General features: G+C 42.6%; 18 protein-coding genes. 6 read left to right on the top strand and 12 right to left on the bottom strand.

Annotated features, from left to right (window positions below):
- Window positions 1-39: 39 nt before the first annotated feature.
- The 3 genes from AC1DUD_RS04210 to msrA form a co-directional block, all read right to left on the bottom strand.
- On the bottom strand, window positions 40-1,071 hold the full coding sequence (locus tag AC1DUD_RS04210) for a class I fructose-bisphosphate aldolase (protein ID WP_477371945.1): 1,032 nt from the start codon (window positions 1,069-1,071) through the stop codon (window positions 40-42).
- A gap of 301 nt (window positions 1,072-1,372) precedes the next feature.
- The gene (gene msrB, locus AC1DUD_RS04215) at window positions 1,373-1,891 is read right to left on the bottom strand and encodes a peptide-methionine (R)-S-oxide reductase MsrB (RefSeq protein ID WP_110585279.1); all 519 of its coding nucleotides are present in this window, start codon (window positions 1,889-1,891) and stop codon (window positions 1,373-1,375) included.
- Window positions 1,891-2,499, bottom strand: coding sequence for a peptide-methionine (S)-S-oxide reductase MsrA (gene msrA / locus AC1DUD_RS04220; protein WP_477371947.1), 609 nt, complete (start codon window positions 2,497-2,499; stop codon window positions 1,891-1,893). Before msrA ends, msrB begins: the two co-directional genes overlap by 1 nt.
- Window positions 2,500-2,651: 152 nt before the next feature.
- Between msrA and AC1DUD_RS04225 the strand changes: the two genes are divergently transcribed.
- The 4 genes from AC1DUD_RS04225 to AC1DUD_RS04240 all read left to right on the top strand — a co-directional run bounded on the left by AC1DUD_RS04225 (window position 2,652) and on the right by AC1DUD_RS04240 (window position 5,378).
- Window positions 2,652-3,206 carry a DUF1543 domain-containing protein gene (locus AC1DUD_RS04225; RefSeq protein ID WP_477371949.1) on the top strand — a complete coding sequence of 185 codons (555 nt, stop codon included), beginning with the start codon at window positions 2,652-2,654 and terminating at the stop codon, window positions 3,204-3,206.
- A 10-nt stretch (window positions 3,207-3,216) separates the two neighbouring features.
- A complete protein-coding gene (locus AC1DUD_RS04230) occupies window positions 3,217-4,080 on the top strand; it encodes an AraC family transcriptional regulator (protein WP_477371951.1) in 864 nt (287 codons plus the stop codon).
- Between the two features lie 70 nt (window positions 4,081-4,150).
- Window positions 4,151-4,801, top strand: coding sequence for an HD domain-containing protein (locus tag AC1DUD_RS04235; RefSeq protein ID WP_477371953.1), 651 nt, complete (start codon window positions 4,151-4,153; stop codon window positions 4,799-4,801).
- A gap of 70 nt (window positions 4,802-4,871) precedes the next feature.
- Window positions 4,872-5,378 (top strand): hypothetical protein, encoded by a 507-nt coding sequence (locus AC1DUD_RS04240; RefSeq protein WP_477371955.1) that lies wholly within the window; start codon window positions 4,872-4,874, stop codon window positions 5,376-5,378.
- 136 nt (window positions 5,379-5,514) lie between these two features.
- On the opposite strand, the gene ligD is transcribed toward AC1DUD_RS04240, so the two are convergent.
- From ligD to AC1DUD_RS04260, 4 genes are all read right to left on the bottom strand, one after another.
- Window positions 5,515-8,241 carry a DNA ligase D gene (ligD, locus tag AC1DUD_RS04245; protein ID WP_477371957.1) on the bottom strand — a complete coding sequence of 909 codons (2,727 nt, stop codon included), beginning with the start codon at window positions 8,239-8,241 and terminating at the stop codon, window positions 5,515-5,517.
- An 11-nt stretch (window positions 8,242-8,252) separates the two neighbouring features.
- Window positions 8,253-8,429 carry a DUF3606 domain-containing protein gene (locus tag AC1DUD_RS04250; protein WP_199719687.1) on the bottom strand — a complete coding sequence of 59 codons (177 nt, stop codon included), beginning with the start codon at window positions 8,427-8,429 and terminating at the stop codon, window positions 8,253-8,255.
- 880 nt (window positions 8,430-9,309) lie between these two features.
- A complete protein-coding gene (locus tag AC1DUD_RS04255) occupies window positions 9,310-10,605 on the bottom strand; it encodes a sugar MFS transporter (RefSeq protein ID WP_477371959.1) in 1,296 nt (431 codons plus the stop codon).
- 30 nt (window positions 10,606-10,635) lie between these two features.
- Window positions 10,636-11,277 carry a carbohydrate-binding family 9-like protein gene (locus AC1DUD_RS04260; protein WP_477371961.1) on the bottom strand — a complete coding sequence of 214 codons (642 nt, stop codon included), beginning with the start codon at window positions 11,275-11,277 and terminating at the stop codon, window positions 10,636-10,638.
- A 248-nt stretch (window positions 11,278-11,525) separates the two neighbouring features.
- On the opposite strand from AC1DUD_RS04260, the gene AC1DUD_RS04265 reads away from it, so the two are divergent.
- Entirely contained in the window at window positions 11,526-12,869 is a 1,344-nt protein-coding gene (locus tag AC1DUD_RS04265; protein ID WP_477371963.1) for an FAD-binding protein, read from the top strand.
- Between the two features lie 9 nt (window positions 12,870-12,878).
- Here AC1DUD_RS04265 and AC1DUD_RS04270 read toward each other — a convergent pair whose 3' ends face one another.
- From AC1DUD_RS04270 to AC1DUD_RS04290, 5 genes are all read right to left on the bottom strand, one after another.
- A complete protein-coding gene (locus AC1DUD_RS04270) occupies window positions 12,879-13,295 on the bottom strand; it encodes an RNA recognition motif domain-containing protein (protein WP_477371966.1) in 417 nt (138 codons plus the stop codon).
- Between the two features lie 480 nt (window positions 13,296-13,775).
- Window positions 13,776-14,603: a DUF4097 family beta strand repeat-containing protein gene (locus AC1DUD_RS04275; RefSeq protein WP_477371968.1), complete on the bottom strand. Its 828-nt coding sequence runs from the start codon at window positions 14,601-14,603 to the stop codon at window positions 13,776-13,778.
- A gap of 11 nt (window positions 14,604-14,614) precedes the next feature.
- Window positions 14,615-15,481, bottom strand: a complete 867-nt coding sequence (locus tag AC1DUD_RS04280) for a DUF4097 family beta strand repeat-containing protein (RefSeq protein ID WP_477371970.1) — start codon at window positions 15,479-15,481, stop codon at window positions 14,615-14,617.
- 16 nt (window positions 15,482-15,497) lie between these two features.
- A complete protein-coding gene (locus AC1DUD_RS04285) occupies window positions 15,498-16,313 on the bottom strand; it encodes a zf-HC2 domain-containing protein (protein ID WP_477371972.1) in 816 nt (271 codons plus the stop codon).
- Window positions 16,314-16,324: 11 nt separating this feature from the next.
- Entirely contained in the window at window positions 16,325-16,873 is a 549-nt protein-coding gene (locus tag AC1DUD_RS04290) for an RNA polymerase sigma factor (protein ID WP_199719685.1), read from the bottom strand.
- A 183-nt stretch (window positions 16,874-17,056) separates the two neighbouring features.
- Here AC1DUD_RS04290 and AC1DUD_RS04295 point away from each other — a divergent pair, with 183 nt between their 5' ends.
- The gene (locus AC1DUD_RS04295; RefSeq protein WP_477371974.1) at window positions 17,057-17,419 is read left to right on the top strand and encodes a SnoaL-like domain-containing protein; all 363 of its coding nucleotides are present in this window, start codon (window positions 17,057-17,059) and stop codon (window positions 17,417-17,419) included.
- The last annotated feature ends 78 nt before the right edge of the window (window positions 17,420-17,497 follow it).

Consider the following 17,497-nt stretch of genomic DNA (forward strand, 5'->3'; position numbering starts at 1 on the left):
CAAATAAGAAAGCCGCCCGAAAAAGGCGGCTTTCTTATTTTATGCTGCCGGGTGCTTCTCCAGCTCCGGTGTATATTTGCCATCGCGGGCTATGGTATTGATATGGGCACGCTCGTATAATAACCTTTGCGCCTCTTCAATATTTTCATCGTTACCTGCCCATTTTTCGAGGGCTGGTTGCTGTACAGCTCTTGAATACGAAAATGTTAAAGCCCAGGGCATTTTATCTTTAAAGCGCACATGCATGGCGTTTAACCTTTCAGATGCAAGCTCAGGAGATTGCCCGCCCGAAAGAAACGCAATGCCAGGTATCGAGGCTGGCACACAGCGTAAAAAACAATTGATGGTAGTATCGGCCAGTACATCGGCGCTATCCTGCTGCGCGGCTTTAATACCGGGCACAATCATATTGGGCTTCAGTATCATGCCTTCAAAATTCACCCGTTGCTGGTACAATTGATTAAATACCGTATGCAAAACCTCGTTGGTTACATCAGCACAGGTTTGAAGTGAGTGATCGCCGTCCATCAAAACTTCGGGCTCCACAATGGGTACAATACCTGCTTCCTGGCAAATGATAGCGTAACGAGCCAGCAGAAATGCATTGGCTTTGATACTGCCGCTTGTGGGGGTATCTTCACCTATAGTAATAACGGCGCGCCATTTGGCAAAGCGGGCACCCAATTTATAATATTCGGCCAGCCGCTCCGGCAAACCATCAAGACCTTCGGTTATTTTCTCGCCGGGGAATCCATCCATATCCCGCGCGCTTTCATCTACCTTAATGCCCGGAATAATTCCTTTTTCTTTCAGGATATCAACAAATAGCTTACCATCTGCGGTACTCTGTCTTATCGTTTCATCAAACAAAATGGCCCCGCTTATAGCTTCCTCCAGTTTTGGCGTGTTCACGATCAGGTCGCGGTATTTGCGGCGATATTCCTCCGTTTGCGGGATATTGAGCGCTTTAAAACGTTTGTTGCAGGTGGCGGTGCTTTCATCCATGGCTAAAAGGCCTTTGTTCCCGGCCATCAGCTGTTTTGCGATATCTTTCAGGCTTTGCAGTTGCATAAGTAATTTGCTTGATTATTGGTGGATAACACAAGTTAATTCATACTTGTTTTAAGCTGAGCAGGGAATATTGCAGCTTTACTTATGGATGACTTTTGCTGGTAAATTGATGTGCAAAAAAGGAGTTGTGTACCTTTGGCATACTAAAATGACTATTTTATTTCTACAAACCTTTTGCACCTCTGGTGCAACCTGCAATTTCGATAGATAATCTTCAAAAAACAAAGGGCTTTAGCCAAAATGCCTGCAGCATTCAGGCTAAAGCCCACTATTCGTTTTCAGTTATCCTTTAAAAACACTCTTACAACCCAAATCCCTCCGGCACAAAATCAAGAGAAACGGAGTTCATACAAAACCTTTTATGTGTTGGCGGCGGACCATCATCAAATATATGCCCCAGGTGCGAATCACAGCGGGCACAAATTACTTCCGTGCGCTGCATACCGTATGAATTATCTTCTTTGTAGATCACACTGTTTTTGCGTACCGGCTCATAAAAACTTGGCCAGCCGCAATCACTTGCAAATTTGGCATCCGAGCGGAAAAGCTTGTTACCGCATACCGCGCAATAATAAGTGCCCTTGGTATCCTTGTTCCAGTATTTACCGGTGAATGCGCGTTCCGTTTCCTGCTCCCTTGCTGTAGCATATAATGCGGCTGGAAGGATCTTCTTCCATTCGGCATTTGACACGTTCAAATGTTTGGTGTCGGTGTTGGAATAATAAGGATTGTTCTCATGTCCTTTTATTGTTTTGGGCTGTTGTGCAAATGCTCCTGTAGCAAAACAGAACAAGGCTGCTATGATATATACCGCTTTCATTATTGTTTCAATTTATCTTTAAACACCTTTTTAAATTTTTCCAACTCGGGCTGGATCACATATTTGCAGTAAGGCTGACTACCGTTCTGGTTAAAATAGTTTTGGTGATAATCTTCGGCCTTATAAAAATTTTTGTATGGTACTACTTGCGTTACTATCGGATCTTTATAAGCTTTTTCGGCATTCAGTTTGGTGATATAATATTGCGCCTTTTGTTTTTGCTGGGCACTATGATAAAATATAGCCGAGCGGTATTGTGTACCCACATCATTGCCCTGCCTATTTAGTTGCGTTGGGTCATGTGCCACAAAAAAAGCGGCAATCAGTTCATCGTACGTGATCTTTGTAGGATCATAGATAATATTACAAGCTTCGGCATGACCGGTTGTGCCGGTGCAAACCAGCTCATAAGATGGATTGGCTACGTGCCCGCCGGAAAATCCGGAGATCACTTTTTCAACCCCTTTTAGTTGCTGAAATTTTGCTTCGGTACACCAAAAGCAGCCAGTGGCAAAGGTGGCAGTATCCAAACCCTTTTTAGGGCCTGATGCAAAAACAGAGAAACAAGCCGTTAACAGCACGGCTATTGAACAAATTACTTTTTTCATGTATTTCAAATAGGATTTAATACGATGCGTATTTATAGCAACTAACGTAAAAAACATAGCTAACGTTGAACAAAGTTACCGTTTTAACACATTGTGATAGTTGTTTGACAAAACGCCTATTTTCGCTTTACTGCTTATACTAACTTTAGCCTATGGAAAACCTTAAACTGTTTATGCTGATGCTGGGTTGTAAACCACCGGGAAGGCACGTAGAACAACATGACGTGTTCTTTGGGATAGCGCCATCGCTTCGCGACCTTGTACCTGAGATCCAGGCATTTTGGCCAGAACCTGAAAAAATCCATATCGATGCCTGGCGGGAAGTAAATACCGTTGATGGTTATGCCGTTAAGATCGCCCCACGTGGTAATAACATTCATCAGGATAATAAATTGTTTTTCATCAACCTTGGCGGCTATCAGCCCAATAAATTTGAAGAACAACATTACGTTGTACTCACCGTTCAGAACGATTTTGCTTCGGCCGGCAAAAATGCCAAAGAGACGTTTTTCTTTAAAAACAATCATTTCGTCGGCGCTAGCTCACACATTGATGATAAATACGGTATTGATGTTGACGACATTTATAATGTAGAAGATATTTTAAATCCTGCTCAAAAAGAAAAATACCAGATCGAACTTATCCCGAATGCCGATCTTCCGGAAGATAAGATCACGCCTGGTTATTTTAAGTTGAGCAATTTATAATAATGACCTCATGAAAAAGCCTGAACATTTGAATATCATTGCCGACCGGGACATTAAGGATTCTTTCTCTGTCGAAAATTGGGAGGGCCAGCATTTTGATGATCAACGGGTGCACAGGGCTACTTATAACCGTATTTTTCTTATTACTACGGGGTCAGGCCAGTTAATTATCGATACAGCCCCCTATCCTATTGTTGGCGATCAATTGTTGCTCATATCAAAAGGCCAGCTTTTTACTTTTTCTGCCGATACCGTTTTAACCGGCTATGCGTTAAGCTTTGGCGATTGCTTTTGGGAAAGAGCTCCGGATAGCGCCAATAATTGCAAGGCGGTATTATTCAATAATGCTTCGGATAACCAGCAGATCCCATTAACACCTGACGATGTACAGGAACTAAGTCCGCTTTTTAAAACCCTCCACACAGAGTTTATTAAACCCGGCTACATCAACAAGCTGGATGCCATGGCCGCCTATTTGAAGATCATTATGATCAAAACAGCCAATATCAATGCCTCGCTGAGCAAAGGATTTGATAGTTACGATAACCAGCTATACCGCCAGTTCCTGGAGTTGGTTAGCCGCCAGTATCAAAACACTCATGAGGTTGCTGAATTTGCAAAGCAAATGGGCATCTCCACACGTAAACTTACAGAGCTCTGCAATCGCTGTAGCGGTAAAGGAGCTAAAGACATTATTAACGGTCAGCTGATATCCGAAGCGAAGCGATCGCTGCAATTTTCAGCGAAGCCTGTAAAAGAGATCGCCTACCATCTTAACTTTTCAACGCCCGAGCAATTCAGCCATTTCTTTAAAAAGAATACGCTTGTATCGCCCCATCAATACCGCTCGCACTTTGTACATATTGGCATGTGATTAGCCGGTTTTAACATTTTTAACCGGCGGTACCGGCATAATTTTGAGGCATATTAATTCTATTAAAATTATGTCAGTAACTAAAGTAAAAACCATAGCCGGGATCACCATTCCTGATAGTACCATCGCCAACCATGCCACCGAACTTTTATTAGCGCATGGCACCGAATTTATTTATAACCACTCGCTCAGGGTGTTCATTTTCTCTTCCCTCAACGGCGAACGCAAACAATTAAAATACGACCCTGAATTACTGTACGTCAGCTCCATATTTCATGACCTGGGTTTAACGTCTCATTACAGCAGTCCCGATAAGCGTTTTGAGGTGGATGGCGCTAATGCAGCACGCGATTTCTTAACAGGCTACGGTTTACCGAAAGATCAGCTGCAACTGGTTTGGGATACCATTGCCCTGCATACCACCATTGGCATAGCCGAGCATAAAGAACCCGAGGTTGCCCTGATGTATTCAGGCGTTGGTCTTGACGTAATGGGCGAAGGCTATGAAAATTTAAGCGATGCCAACAGGGAAGAGATCATTAAAGCTTTCCCGCGCAACGATTTTAAAAAGAAGATCATCCCTACATTTTTTGGTGGATTTGAGCATAAAACCGAAACTACTTTTGGTAATATCAAAGCCGATGTTTGTGCCTATATGATCCCCAATTTTCATCGGAAAAACTTTTGTGATTGCATCCTGCATTCACCATGGAAAGAATAATGAAATTTTAAAACATTTTGTGGTTTTGGTAATTGTATCATTATCAATTAACCAATTAAAAATTTCCGTTATGAAACATGCATTCATTTTTGGGACTACTATATTTTTGAGCGAACGTAATACGCTTACTTATAGCGATGGGCTCAGCAATATTGAGTTTTTGAGGATCCTTTCATTTTATGATGAGCATAAAGGCAAAGTGCTTACCATTGATGCCAATATCAACACGCCAAACGGCGAGGCCATCAGGATTAGTGCTAATGCCAATGAAAACAGCGCCAATGTGCGCCTTGATGTAACCAGCGGTCGCGTCAAAGTACTTCAACCCGGTCATGCCGAGCCGGTACTGGATGTATACCAGTTCGACCCACATGAATATCCAGGTTTATCAAGCCACGTGCTGAATGAAATTCATGCGCAGCATCCTGATCATGTTGTTACCATTAAAGGGAATTTCTTTGTCGGCGGAGCGCATTTCCTGATCGAAAATGAAAAGATGTTCATCGACAGTAATGGTTATGCCAATGGCGTGGAAAATGCACACAATGGTGTTATCTTGTCTGCGGCTGTGGCTTGAAACGATACAGGGTTTGTCATTTTGAACAGTTATACTCCGCGTCATTGCGAGGTACGAAGCAATCCCCGATTAGCAGAGCCGCTCTGTATAGTTTGGGATTGCTTCGTACCTCAATGACGCTTTTTTTCATCAATTTTCACTCAAATACACTCTTCGCCTTTTTAATAGTTTTCTCCAGGTCGATACCTTTTCCTAATACACCTTTAAAAAGATCACCGGTTTCCTTAAGGCGGTCGATGGAATTGAAAATGGTAAAATCTTTCATGGTAAGCCCTGGTTTAACCTCATCCCAATGCAGGGGCATAGAAACCGTAGCGCCCGGTTTAGGCCGCAATGAATACGCGCCGGCGATGGTAGCACCCGGTCGGTTCTGCAAAAAATCGAGGTACATTTTACCTTTCCGGTTAGCTATCATACGCTCCAGGCTGGTATAAGCTGGGATTTGTTTATGAACAATATCTACAACAAGCCGTGCAAATAGCTGCGATTGATCGTAATCATATTTAGCCCCCAGTGGAATATAAATATGCATCCCTGTTGAACCTGATGTTTTGCAGCACGACGGTACATCCACAGCATCCAATACTTTTTTCACCTCCAAAGCGGCCTCAATAACCTGGTCGAACGTGTTTTTATCAGGGTCGAGGTCTATCACGCAGTAATCCGGGTTATCAGGTGATTTCACCCGGCTAAACCAGGGGTTCATTTCAATGCATCCCAATGAGGCCATCCAAAGTAAATATGATTCATCTGATCCTACCAAATATTCTTTATGCTCTCCTTCGGCGTTAGTGTACGGAAAAGTTTTGGTGATCCAATCGGGTGCTTTACCTTTCACGTCCTTTTGATAAAAACTTGGCCCGTGTATGCCATTTGGAAACCTGTTGAGCGACATTGGCCTATCTTTCAAATAAGGTAAAATGTAATCGGCAACCTGATAATAGTAATTAAACATATCACGCTTGGTTACGCCATCTTCGGGCCAGTAAACTTTGCTCAGATGGGTAAATTTAAGCTCGTGCCCACAAATTTTGCGTACCTGGGTTTCATCCTTCGGGTTAAGCAGGGTTTTACGATCTGTATCTTTCACGGGTTTAATAGCTTTAACGTGAGTATCGTTATCAGTGCTTTCAACTTCTTCTACTGTTTCGGTAGTATCCTTAGGGGTTTCCAACACTACATCTTTTGCTTTTTTATCGGTACGCATTCCCTTAAAGGAAGCTTGCCGGAACACGCCGTCGCCGGTTACTTCGGCAAATGCAACTTCGCAAACCAGTTCGGGCTTGAGCCAGGTGGGCTTTGCACCTAAGCGCTGCGGTCTGAACCGTGATGGCTTATCTACATCAGGTTCAACCTCAAACGGACTTTTATCGGTGATAAGGGGCTTAAACTGCTCTATCATTTCCTTCTGTAGTTTATCAGAAAAACCGGTGCCTACTTTACCAGTATACTGTAGTTTGCCTTTATCATCATATAAAGCCAATATCAACGCACTGAATGATTTGGAAGTACCTGAATTTTTGGTAAACCCGGCAATGATCACTTCCTGCCTGCGGTGCACTTTGATTTTAAGCCACTCCTTTGAACGGAGATCAGAAGTATAAACACTGCTTGCTTTTTTGGCGATGATACCTTCCAGGCCAATTCTTTCCGCAGCATTAAAAAACTCGATGCCGCCGGTGTCAAAAACCTTACTTTGCCGGATGCGGTCATCATTTGTTGGGAGGATAGATGTCAATATCGCCTGGCGTTGTTTAAGGGGCAAATCCATCAGGTTTTTGCCCTCGTACCAAAGGATATCGAACACATAATAAACCAAATTGCCATCAGCTTCGCTCCGCCAGTTTTGCAGGGCTCCAAAGTCGGAGATCCCTTTATCGTTCAATACCAGGATCTCGCCATCAATTACTGCGTTGATCTGCCAATCTTTTAGCAACTTATTGATCGGGTAATATTTATCGAAAGGAAGATTATTACGGGAGATAAGCTCCGCTCCTTTTTTGTCGATCACTGCAATAGCCCGGTAGCCATCCCACTTAACCTCGTAAAGCCAGTCGGGATCATCAAAAGGCTCATCAACCAGCGTGGCCTTCATGGGCTTGATATTAGTTGGCGCTTTTGATTTAGGCGCTTTTTTCAATAATGCCTGAACATCAAAATCTTCAGTATCGTTGGTATCAACTTTATCTTCCAGCTCTTCAATCGGTTTGTTCAGGGCTTTTTTTTTACCCGCTTTCTTCGGTTTCTCTAAATCTTCCTCGTGGCCGTGCTGCCAAACCTTCTCGCTGGTTTTTTCCATGCTTTCTATGGATTTGCCGGAAAGGATGGATTTATCTTTTTTGGTGATGTCTTTAGCTGATGCAAACTGGTCATTATGTTTAATGAGCAGCCAGCCATTCTCACCCATCCCATGGGTTTTAACAAGAGCAAATTCACCTTCAAGCTTTTCGCCATGGAGCTTAATCTTTACCGAGCCGGTTTCAAGCTGTTTAAGCAGGTGCTTTTCCTGCGCTTTTTTGCCTTTAATCTCGTCGATAGGTTCATAAGTACCCTCATCCCAAACGATGACGGTACCGCCGCCATATTCACCTTTGGGGATAATGCCTTCAAAGTTACGGTAATCAAAGGGGTGATCCTCAACCATCATAGCAAGTCGCTTCACTTTAGGATCAGTTGACGGGCCTTTGGGTATGGCCCAGCTTTTCAATACACCGCCCATTTCGAGCCTGAAATCATAGTGTAAACGCGAAGCATCATGCTTTTGGATCACAAACATCAGGTGATCTTTATCCTTGCTCCTCCCCGCTTTGGGTTCTTTAGTTTTGCTGAAATCGCGTTTCTCGGCATACTTTTCCAGGCTCATATGGTAGGGCTTTATTTGTTGTTCAAATATTTGGCCACCGCTGCTGCCGAATTGCCCACAGCGCGTACGGCTGTTTTTAACCTTTCGGGGCGAACACCAAATTTGTTTGCCCAATATTCAACCTCATAATTTTCACTTGTATTGATGAGATTGCTATCAGGCCATCCGGTTTTGTTTTTACTGTCCATAATTAGTTCTATGACTGATAAAAATAATAACAGATCGCTCAATCAAAGGTTTGAGTATTAATTAATAAATTATTATAATAAAATTTATCTATCAGGGCTGCTTACTCCCATCCGTCATTTTGTTCGGCATAGTTTGGCATTATCATGTAAACAAGTACAGCAAGGCAGGCAAGCAGCACCAGGCGGGTTATCCAGAATATAAACATTTCCATAGTTGATTTCTTTAGATGTTTTTAGTTCGGTTTGTTGCAAAGCTGTATACACACCGCATGCCATCCATACAAACAACTGAATAACAATAAGTTAAACAAACAACAACAGGTAAAAAACTACTATATTTCGAGTTTTAACGACTATTGGTCTCTGATAACCGTTGTTTAGCAACCTCAATGGGCAGGTAACGGGCTTTGTTCTATGGACTTACATCGTCGCGCTCTTGACCGCGCGGGCCAGATACTTTTGTCTTGACACAAAAGTATCCAAAAAGTCAAGTCAGCAGATAGGCTTCTTTGCGCACAAGGCCTTTGCCCTGCAAATCGGGCAGAACCACGGCTGCAATTATTTTGCTCCGCACCCGCCTTCCCAATGCTTCTGCAAAAACTTGCTATGCCCTTCCTGAGCTCAAGGTCGGCATCGTTCTGCCCGCTTTCACCCGAAGCTTACCTGCTAACGGGAACATTCTTTATTTATTATGTAGTCTGTCGAAGCATGGATGACAGGCCATCATTCCTCAATGTAATTCCACTCACTGAGTCCACAGATTTTAACTCTCAGCAAACAGTTTTCAAATCATATAAGGGGTAATATCAAACAACAAAGCCTGAGAAGTTGAATATCACTTCTCAGGCTTTTAGATAAAATGGGGAAAGAAATGTTACGATCAGGCTTTTACGTTTTGTCTGCCTGCTTTATGCCCTAATGTTGAATAGTAAAAAATAAACAGGTAAATAGGAATAAGTATAATATAGGCCGATTGTGCTGAAAACTTCTCCGAAAAATAGCCGTACAGCGGAGGTAGAACGGCACCACCGGCGATCCCCATAACCAATAATGAAGATGCGATTTTGGTAAAGCGGCCTAAACCGGCCAGGGCCAGCGGCCAGATAGCAGGCCACATCAGTGAGTTAGCTAAACCAAGTAATGCAATGCAAAACACAGACGCATAACCATGGGTCAGCAAGGTTGCAATTGTTAATACAATACCCAAAATTGAAGAAGCTACCAATGCTTTTTGTTGTGTTATCAGTTTCGGGATACAGAAAACACCAACCAGGTAACCCACAATCATGGAGATCAATGTACATGATGTAAAAAACTTGGCCGTTGATAAGGGGATATGCTGCGAAGTGCCATAAAGCGAAATTGAATCGCCGGCTATAACCTCGGCACCTACATACACAAACAAGGTTACCACGCCAAGTATCAGGTGCGGAAACTGTACAATACTGGTTTTGTTTGTGTTTGCTGCAGCTACGGTTTCATCTTCATGCTCGGTATTGATCTCAGGCAATGATGAAAAATAGATAAGTATGGCCAGTAAAATTAAAACTACCACCATAATGCCATAAGGCAATATCACCCTTGCTGCCAGCTGGTTAAGTTCCAGCGCTTTTTCGCTTGCACTTAAAGTTTTAAGCTTTTCGGTTATCGAATCAATATTGGCAAGCACTACCGTACCCAAAATAACAGGGGCTAAAGCGCCGGCAATTTTGTTACAGATCCCCATAATGCTGATGCGCTTTGCAGCTGTTTCAGCAGGACCTAAAATAGTAATATATGGGTTTGATGCAGTTTGTAACACCGTTAAGCCTGTACCCTGAACAAACAAGCCAATTAAAAATATCCCGTAGGTACGGGTCACTGCCGCGGGTATAAATATCAGTGCGCCTAACGCCATTACAAACAAGCCTATGGCCATACCGTTTTTAAAGCCAAACTTTTTTATGGTTTTCCCGGCGGGGATGCCCATTACAACATAAGCAATATAAAAAGCCGTGGTTACAAAATATGCTTCCTTAGTACTTAACTCACACGCTATTTTTAAGTAGGGAATGAGGGTACCATTCATCCAGGTTACAAAACCAAAAATGAAAAATAAGGCCCCGATAATAACTATCGGGTTTATCGCTGATTTTTTTACCGGCGATTCGATCACTGAACTTGTTGCCTGGGCCATAGTATGTTGTTTAATTAGAGGGATTTTACTTTAAATGAATTTTATCGTTCCAAAAAACGCTGATAAGTGAAAATCAGGTACGGGGTTATTGATGTTGCTCCAGCTTACAAAATGAGGCTCTGGCAGATCATCGCCGCATTTAAAAAAATTTGCCCGGCTGGTAGTTCCATTTAATGTTTTGATATCATGATAAATAAAAACATCAAAAGGGACCAGCAATGTCAAATCCCAGGTATTAAAACCGTCTGTATTTTCAGCCCAGTTGATATTACTCAGAGCTTTTATACTGCTCACCTTATCATCAGGAACAGGTGTCCTTCCGTGACGGTCTTTACCGAAGCCTACCAGCGCGGTTCCGAGGGCATTAAATTCCAGGTTGTAATATTGGCCATCTCCAAAACCTATAAAAAACTCAACACAACTATCTTTATAAACAGGGTCGTTTACCGTTTTATAAGTTGCAATAGTATGTTGCTCTTTTACAAAATACTTTAATGCGATACCATCCCCGGTATGGGCTATTGAAAAATTAACCGATGGAAAATATCCTGTATCAGTCCATAAAAGATTATCGATAGCATACTTTTCTCCTTTTTCGAGCAAAACAGATAGCTCATCAAGGGTATTTTCATTGTAAGTACCCGGAATAAAGGGGGCGTAAACTTCCTTCACTATGTTTTATCAGATATTTTTCTCAATTTACCAAAAGCGCATTCCAAATCTATGAATAACGCTGAATTAACATCCCAATGTTAATTTTTTCACCAAAATAAATAAAAAGTTTATAAATTTTTTAAAAATCTATATTTACTTATTAAAAAAACGAAAAAACTTTTCAAAGCAAGCCTATCCGGCAAATTCAGGATAATTTCAATTCATTTCTGTTTAATAATTGGCTACCTTGTACTAACCAATTTGTTATGAAAAGAAAAACTTTCATTCAATTAAGTACTACCTTAATGGCATCTCCCCTATTATCTTCAATCCCTTCATGGGCACAACAACCTCACTTGCAAAACTGGTCGGGCAATTTAACTTACAGCACGGGTAATGTATTTTATCCCAAATCGGTTGAGGAAGTACAGCAGCTCATTAAAAAACACGATAAAATAAAAGCACTGGGCACAAGGCACTGCTTCAATAACATTGCCGATAGTAAAGACAACCTGCTCTCCACACGCGACCTGAACAAGGTGGTATCTATTGACAAGCAAAACCACACCGTTACTGTTGAAGGGGGCATAAAATATGGCGAGCTTGCCCCATACCTTCATAAAGAAGGTTTTGCCCTGCATAATCTTGCCTCCCTGCCACATATTTCAGTAGCAGGGTCTATCACAACAGCCACACATGGCTCCGGTGTAAAAAATGGCAACCTTTCAAGCGCGGTAGTAGGTTTAGAGATTGTTAAAGCGGATGGAAGTATTGTTCATCTTTCAAAAACAAAAGACGCCGCAAAGCTGAATGCAGCCATAGTTGGTCTTGGCGCTTTGGGTGTTATCACCAAAGTTACACTACAAATACAACCAACTTACATGATGAAACAACATGTATTCACCGGCTTACCTATGAGCGAGTTAAAGCAGCATTTTGAAAAAATTGTTTCGGCCGGATATAGTGTAAGCCTGTTTACCGACTGGCAAAGCGACCATATTAACGAGGTTTGGATAAAAAGCAGGATAGGTACAGATAAAGACGAAAACCTGAAAGAGTTTTATGGGGCCAAAGCAGCTACCAAAAACCTGCACCCCATTATAGCCCTCTCTGCCGAAAATTGTACCGAGCAAATGGGCGTACCCGGTCCATGGTATGAACGCTTACCTCATTTTAAAATGGGATTTACACCAAGTAGCGGTAAAGAGCTGCAATCAGAGTTTTTTGTTCCTTTTGATCATGCGGTTGAAGCTATTGCAGCTGTGGCGAAATTAGGCAAACAAATAGGCCCTCATCTCTTTATCACCGAGATCCGCACCATTGCTGCCGATGACCTGTGGATGAGCCCTGCCCATAATCAAAAATCAGTAGCTATTCATTTTACCTGGAAACAAGAAACGGAAGCGGTATTGAAATTACTCCCTCAAATTGAACGGGAACTTTCATCGTTTAAAGCAAGGCCGCATTGGGGTAAGATCTTTACCATCCCGGCTAAAACATTAGCGGCACGTTACGAAAAGATGGATGCTTTTAAAGCTGTAGTGGCCGAATTTGATCCGCATGGAAAATTCAGGAACCAGTTTTTAACAACAGAGCTTTATAATTCCTGAAATTAAAGCTTACGGCTGCTGCCTGCGGGGGCGTTTTGCTCTAACCGGGGCTGCAGCTTCCTGCTGCTCAAACCTGTTGTTATTTTCGCGCGGAAAGCGGGGCTTGTTGTAACCTTGTGGCTTTATTTTGTTAAAACCCGGCTTGGGCCTTGTAAATTGCTGCTGCTGTTGTTGCGGCTGATGCTTTTGTTCAGCTATCCTTACGCTGATCTCGCGTTCGTCGATAGTGGCACCATTCATAGCCTCAATAGCCCGCTGGGCTCCTGCCTCATCAGTCATTTCTAAAAAACCATAACCTTTACTAATCCCACTGTCCTTATCGGTAATTATGCGCACGGTGCTAACCGTACCATAAGCACTGAAAAGTTCAACAAGTTCAATTTCTTCCATGTCTCGCGGAAAACCCACGATAAAAAGCTTAACCATATTATACTTTGTAATTGCAACAGGTAACCAGTGAGCAAATATAGTGCACAAAAATGGTTTAGCCTATTGTTCAACGGTCAGTTGGTGGCTTATTTGCAAAAAAAGCGTTCCGTATACCACCCCGGAACGCCAATTTCACACTAATTGTATAATCTCCCCTGCCGATTCGACCTCTTTCCGGCAGCATTTTCCTTAAACTATCGATTCAGCTTATAATCAATCACTTGCTTTTAATGAATAAACTAAAATTCAATTTGCAAACAGGTACAGCATTGCTTTTTTTACCATCTGCCCCCTGCAAACCGATATTATTAACCAGGCAAGTCATGGTATAATATGCCGGATGCTGTTTACAACTTTAATGTTTGTCTTTGGTTCGTCAATATTCTCAAACCTGTGCGTTAGCCGTTTATCTGATGAAATTTGCCGACAAAATTACCCACTGTTTCCCCAATAATTGACTGTGCTGTGTTGTAAAACTTATTTTGCCTTACGGATATAAAGACTGCCAAAAGTAGTTTTCATCAATAACTCGGGACCGCCGCCTGCTATTTTTCCGTAAACCCAGTCCTCCATTTTCAGGCTGTACATTCCTTTTTCACCTTTGTTTTTTGTTACTACTGGTTTGCGCTGCTCGGTTACCACGTCAAAATCGGTAAATATATCGCCCTGGTCTGATTTCAGTTTCACATTTGCCTTAAGGCTTGCCGGGAAAGTAACATCAACCTTACCATTAAGTGTTGAAAATGCCATAGCTGCTTTTGCATCAATGCTTTTAAAGGTAACTTCAACATTGCCATTAACCGTATTGGCCACAACCGAACCTGAAATATTGTTCAGTTTGATGTAACCGTTAACATTTCTGATCTCCAAATCACCGCTTAGGTTACTGGCATTGATATTACCATTATTTACGGTGGATAATTTAACACTGGTACTGTTCATGGGCACTTTAATGGTAAGATTGGTAGTTTTATTAGGGCTGCCATGAACATTTACCTGGTTATTGTTTTCCTGTGCCTGCACATCAAGACTGCTCCCGGCAGATAAACGCCTCATACCACCGGGTGCGGCTTCTTTTTCACGATGTTTTCTTTCTTCGCCACCCTGAGCATCAATAATGATATCTTTTCCTTCGTAACCTGTTATGGTAATTGAACCATTAACCAGTCCTACTTCCAGCTTAAATGGTTTTCCCGGATCACTTAATGGCACAACCAGCTGTCCCTTTTCCCCGTCCTGCGCCCAAAGCCTCGCGCTCAGCAGCACAGTTAATATTAATACGCCTGTAAATTTTATCGTTTTCATGTTGTTATTTTTTATTGTTGCTTTTTGATATAAATATTGCCGTTAAGTGTTTCAAACTTAAATAGCTTTCCACCTGCTCCTATCCGTACACCATTATTTTTACTGAGTTTGTAAGTAGTGCCGCTCCCGCTTTTTGATTCGCTTTTACTTACCCTTGTAGGCAATACCTCAGCATCCGGAAAATCGGTATAAAATTGACCGTTCATGCTTTTAAATTCAAGATCAGCTGCCAGGTTAGCCGGATAAGTTACTTCAAGCTTGCCATTAAGTGTATAATAACTTGAAGCATCGGGTGGTACCGAAAGGTAAGTTACTTTGAGCGGCCCGTTAATGGTATGCGCGCTGGTTGTGCCTTTGGCATTGGCAATGGTTATACCGCCATTCACGTTGTTTACCTTTAATGCACCGTAAACATCTTTAACTTCTACATCGCCATCATTTACTGTTGATACACACAGGTTCATGCCATAAGGCACTTTTACTGTGTATTCTAACTTTACGGTGTAGTCAATATGCCTGTGCTCTTCATCGCGGTTCCAGTTGCGGCGCGGACGGGTATCATAGGGGGCGGCTGTGTAAGCGATAATGCTATCCGCTTTTTGATCGAACCCCAGTTTAACTTCTTTTTTCCCGGTTTCCACGTCACCTGAGTTTTTCCCCCTGATGGTTTCATCAATTTCAATGGATACCTGGTTGCCCGAATATCCCTGCACGGTTATCGATCCAAAAATATTGTAAATGGCCAACGTGGTACCCGAAGCTGCCCCTTGTAAAGTAAACTGCTTGCTAACATGCTCTTTATAATCCTGAGCATGGGCCGAAATTTGGGCAAAACAAAGCCCCAGACCTGTTAAAACAGGCATTAGTGATCTTTTCATGATTTGGTTTATTTTTTTAAATAAGTTGGGTTATTGTTTGTTTGATCTTGTCGCGTACGCCATGGTCAAGGCCCTTTTGTTTTAATAATTCCCTGAATGAGCCTATTGATCGTTTTTCCTGCAGTTTCAGCATCACATCGGCAATGGCCAGTTGCATCAGCGGCGAATCCTGTTCAACTATCGATTTAATGAGGCCTTCCCTAACCTCCGGGTGACCGGTAAGATGGCTAAGCGCATCAAGCGTGCTCAGGCGTACATTTACATTTGGGTCGTTATTCAGCGTGGCCAATAAAGCATCTATTACCTGCTTATCGGCATGTTTGATCTCGCTGGTGTAACTCACCCCCCTGATCCGTTCAGATGCCGATGGGTTTTCAAGCAGGGCCAGCATCATGGTTTGTTTGAGCTCATGTACCTGTGAGCTTAAAGCTTTCAGTTGATTGTCCTGATCATCACTTTTGCTTTTGCCAAAAAACAGGTAACCTGCCCCCACCAGTATAATGATCATGGCCAGGTTATAAACCATTGGCCAGCGTGGCTGCCACTCCCAGATCAGGCTTACCTGGTATTTGATATCGGCCCATAAACTCCTTTGCTCTTTCACCGACTCTTTATAGGTATCCAGCATGGCATAAAATTTCACGCCCATATTAGCCGATGGCTCCGGCGTTTCAATATGCCCCATCGTATCCCACAATTGCTGAAGGCCCTGCAGTTCTTCACGGCAGTTGGTACAACCTGCAATATGCCGTTCTAAAGCCCCCTTTTCTTCGGGGCTTAATTCTTTGTTTATCCAACCGGTAAACAGTTCCTCATATAGCTCACATTTCATCTTGTACTGTTTTATCGTTCCATTTTTACATAAATACTTTTTAGCTCCTGCATAGCCCGGTGAATGCGCACTTTAACAGTACCTTCCGTCATACCCAATATTTCAGCTATCTCCTGGCATTTCAATTCCTGGAAACGGCTCAGGGCCAGGATTTCGCGCTGGCTTTCGCTTAGCTTTTCCATCGCGCGGTGCAGTTCGGCTTTGGCCTGTTTTTTTTCAAATTGCTCATCAGGTACCAGGCCCCCCGCTATGGTTTCGGCCGCTTCCACTCCCTCGTGCTGTACCTGTTGCTTGTTTTTTCGCCAGTGGTCTTTTAAAACGTTGCGGGCAATAGAGTACATCCAGTGGATATATTCGCCGGTGCCGGTAAAGGTGTGCCGGTATTTAAGCATTTTATAAAATACCTGCTGTACCATATCCTCACTTAGCTCGCGCTGGTAGGTCATGTGAAACAGGAAGCCGTACAACTGCCTATTGTAGCGCTCGAAGAGCATACCCATCCTGTCAAGGTCGCCGGCTTTCACCTTTAGCATGATGGCGTTATCTGTAAGCGTGTTCAATCAGTTTGTAATTATGTAATATACCTTAAGTACTTCGGCGGCGTAAAATGGTTACAGAAAATTTTTATTTTTTTTCGGGGGATGTGATCCCGCTATCAAACTTAACAGAAATTTAAACGAAACAGGCAACACGTTTGAAGTGTTATTGACTAACTTTATATCAACAATTAAAACCATAAGATCATGACCACCACCGAAGTAGCTGAAAAACTGGTTCAATATTGCCGCGAAGGCAAGCACGTTGACGCCATTAATGAATTGTATGCTGATAATATTGTGAGCCGTGAACCCAAAGGTTCGCCGATGGAGTTGACCGAAGGTAAGGACGCAGTTAAAGGCAAAACAGAATATTGGTATGCCTCGGTACAGGAAGTACATAGTGGTGAGGTATCTGACCCGATAGTTACCGGTAATTTTTTCTCGGTAACCATGGATATGGATATTACTTACAAAGAAGGCGGTCGCATGCCGATGAATGAAATAGCCGTTTATGAAGTAAAAGACGGAAAAATTATAGCCGAGCAGTTTTTTTATAACATGGGCTAAGAGCACCTAACCAATAATAAGCAATAAAGGCCTTCGCTCTCCGCAAAGGCCTTTTATTTTTTCCCGGGGGGGATAAAT

The sequence above is a fragment of the Mucilaginibacter sp. P4_A11 genome (assembly GCF_056402535.1).

Coding starts and splice junctions, on each gene's coding strand:
- ligD (WP_477371957.1), bottom strand. CDS start 8,241: ATGAGCCTGGAAAAGTATGCCGAGAAACGCGATTTCAGCAAAACTAAA.
- AC1DUD_RS04240 (WP_477371955.1), top strand. CDS start 4,872: ATGAAACATGCATTCATTTTTGGGACTACTATATTTTTGAGCGAACGT.
- AC1DUD_RS04285 (WP_477371972.1), bottom strand. CDS start 16,313: ATGAAATGTGAGCTATATGAGGAACTGTTTACCGGTTGGATAAACAAA.
- AC1DUD_RS04230 (WP_477371951.1), top strand. CDS start 3,217: ATGAAAAAGCCTGAACATTTGAATATCATTGCCGACCGGGACATTAAG.
- AC1DUD_RS04225 (WP_477371949.1), top strand. CDS start 2,652: ATGGAAAACCTTAAACTGTTTATGCTGATGCTGGGTTGTAAACCACCG.
- AC1DUD_RS04275 (WP_477371968.1), bottom strand. CDS start 14,603: ATGAAAACGATAAAATTTACAGGCGTATTAATATTAACTGTGCTGCTG.
- AC1DUD_RS04235 (WP_477371953.1), top strand. CDS start 4,151: ATGTCAGTAACTAAAGTAAAAACCATAGCCGGGATCACCATTCCTGAT.
- msrA (WP_477371947.1), bottom strand. CDS start 2,499: ATGAAAAAAGTAATTTGTTCAATAGCCGTGCTGTTAACGGCTTGTTTC.
- AC1DUD_RS04295 (WP_477371974.1), top strand. CDS start 17,057: ATGACCACCACCGAAGTAGCTGAAAAACTGGTTCAATATTGCCGCGAA.
- AC1DUD_RS04280 (WP_477371970.1), bottom strand. CDS start 15,481: ATGAAAAGATCACTAATGCCTGTTTTAACAGGTCTGGGGCTTTGTTTT.
- AC1DUD_RS04255 (WP_477371959.1), bottom strand. CDS start 10,605: ATGGCCCAGGCAACAAGTTCAGTGATCGAATCGCCGGTAAAAAAATCA.
- AC1DUD_RS04210 (WP_477371945.1), bottom strand. CDS start 1,071: ATGCAACTGCAAAGCCTGAAAGATATCGCAAAACAGCTGATGGCCGGG.
- AC1DUD_RS04265 (WP_477371963.1), top strand. CDS start 11,526: ATGAAAAGAAAAACTTTCATTCAATTAAGTACTACCTTAATGGCATCT.
- AC1DUD_RS04250 (WP_199719687.1), bottom strand. CDS start 8,429: ATGGACAGTAAAAACAAAACCGGATGGCCTGATAGCAATCTCATCAAT.
- msrB (WP_110585279.1), bottom strand. CDS start 1,891: ATGAAAGCGGTATATATCATAGCAGCCTTGTTCTGTTTTGCTACAGGA.
- AC1DUD_RS04270 (WP_477371966.1), bottom strand. CDS start 13,295: ATGGTTAAGCTTTTTATCGTGGGTTTTCCGCGAGACATGGAAGAAATT.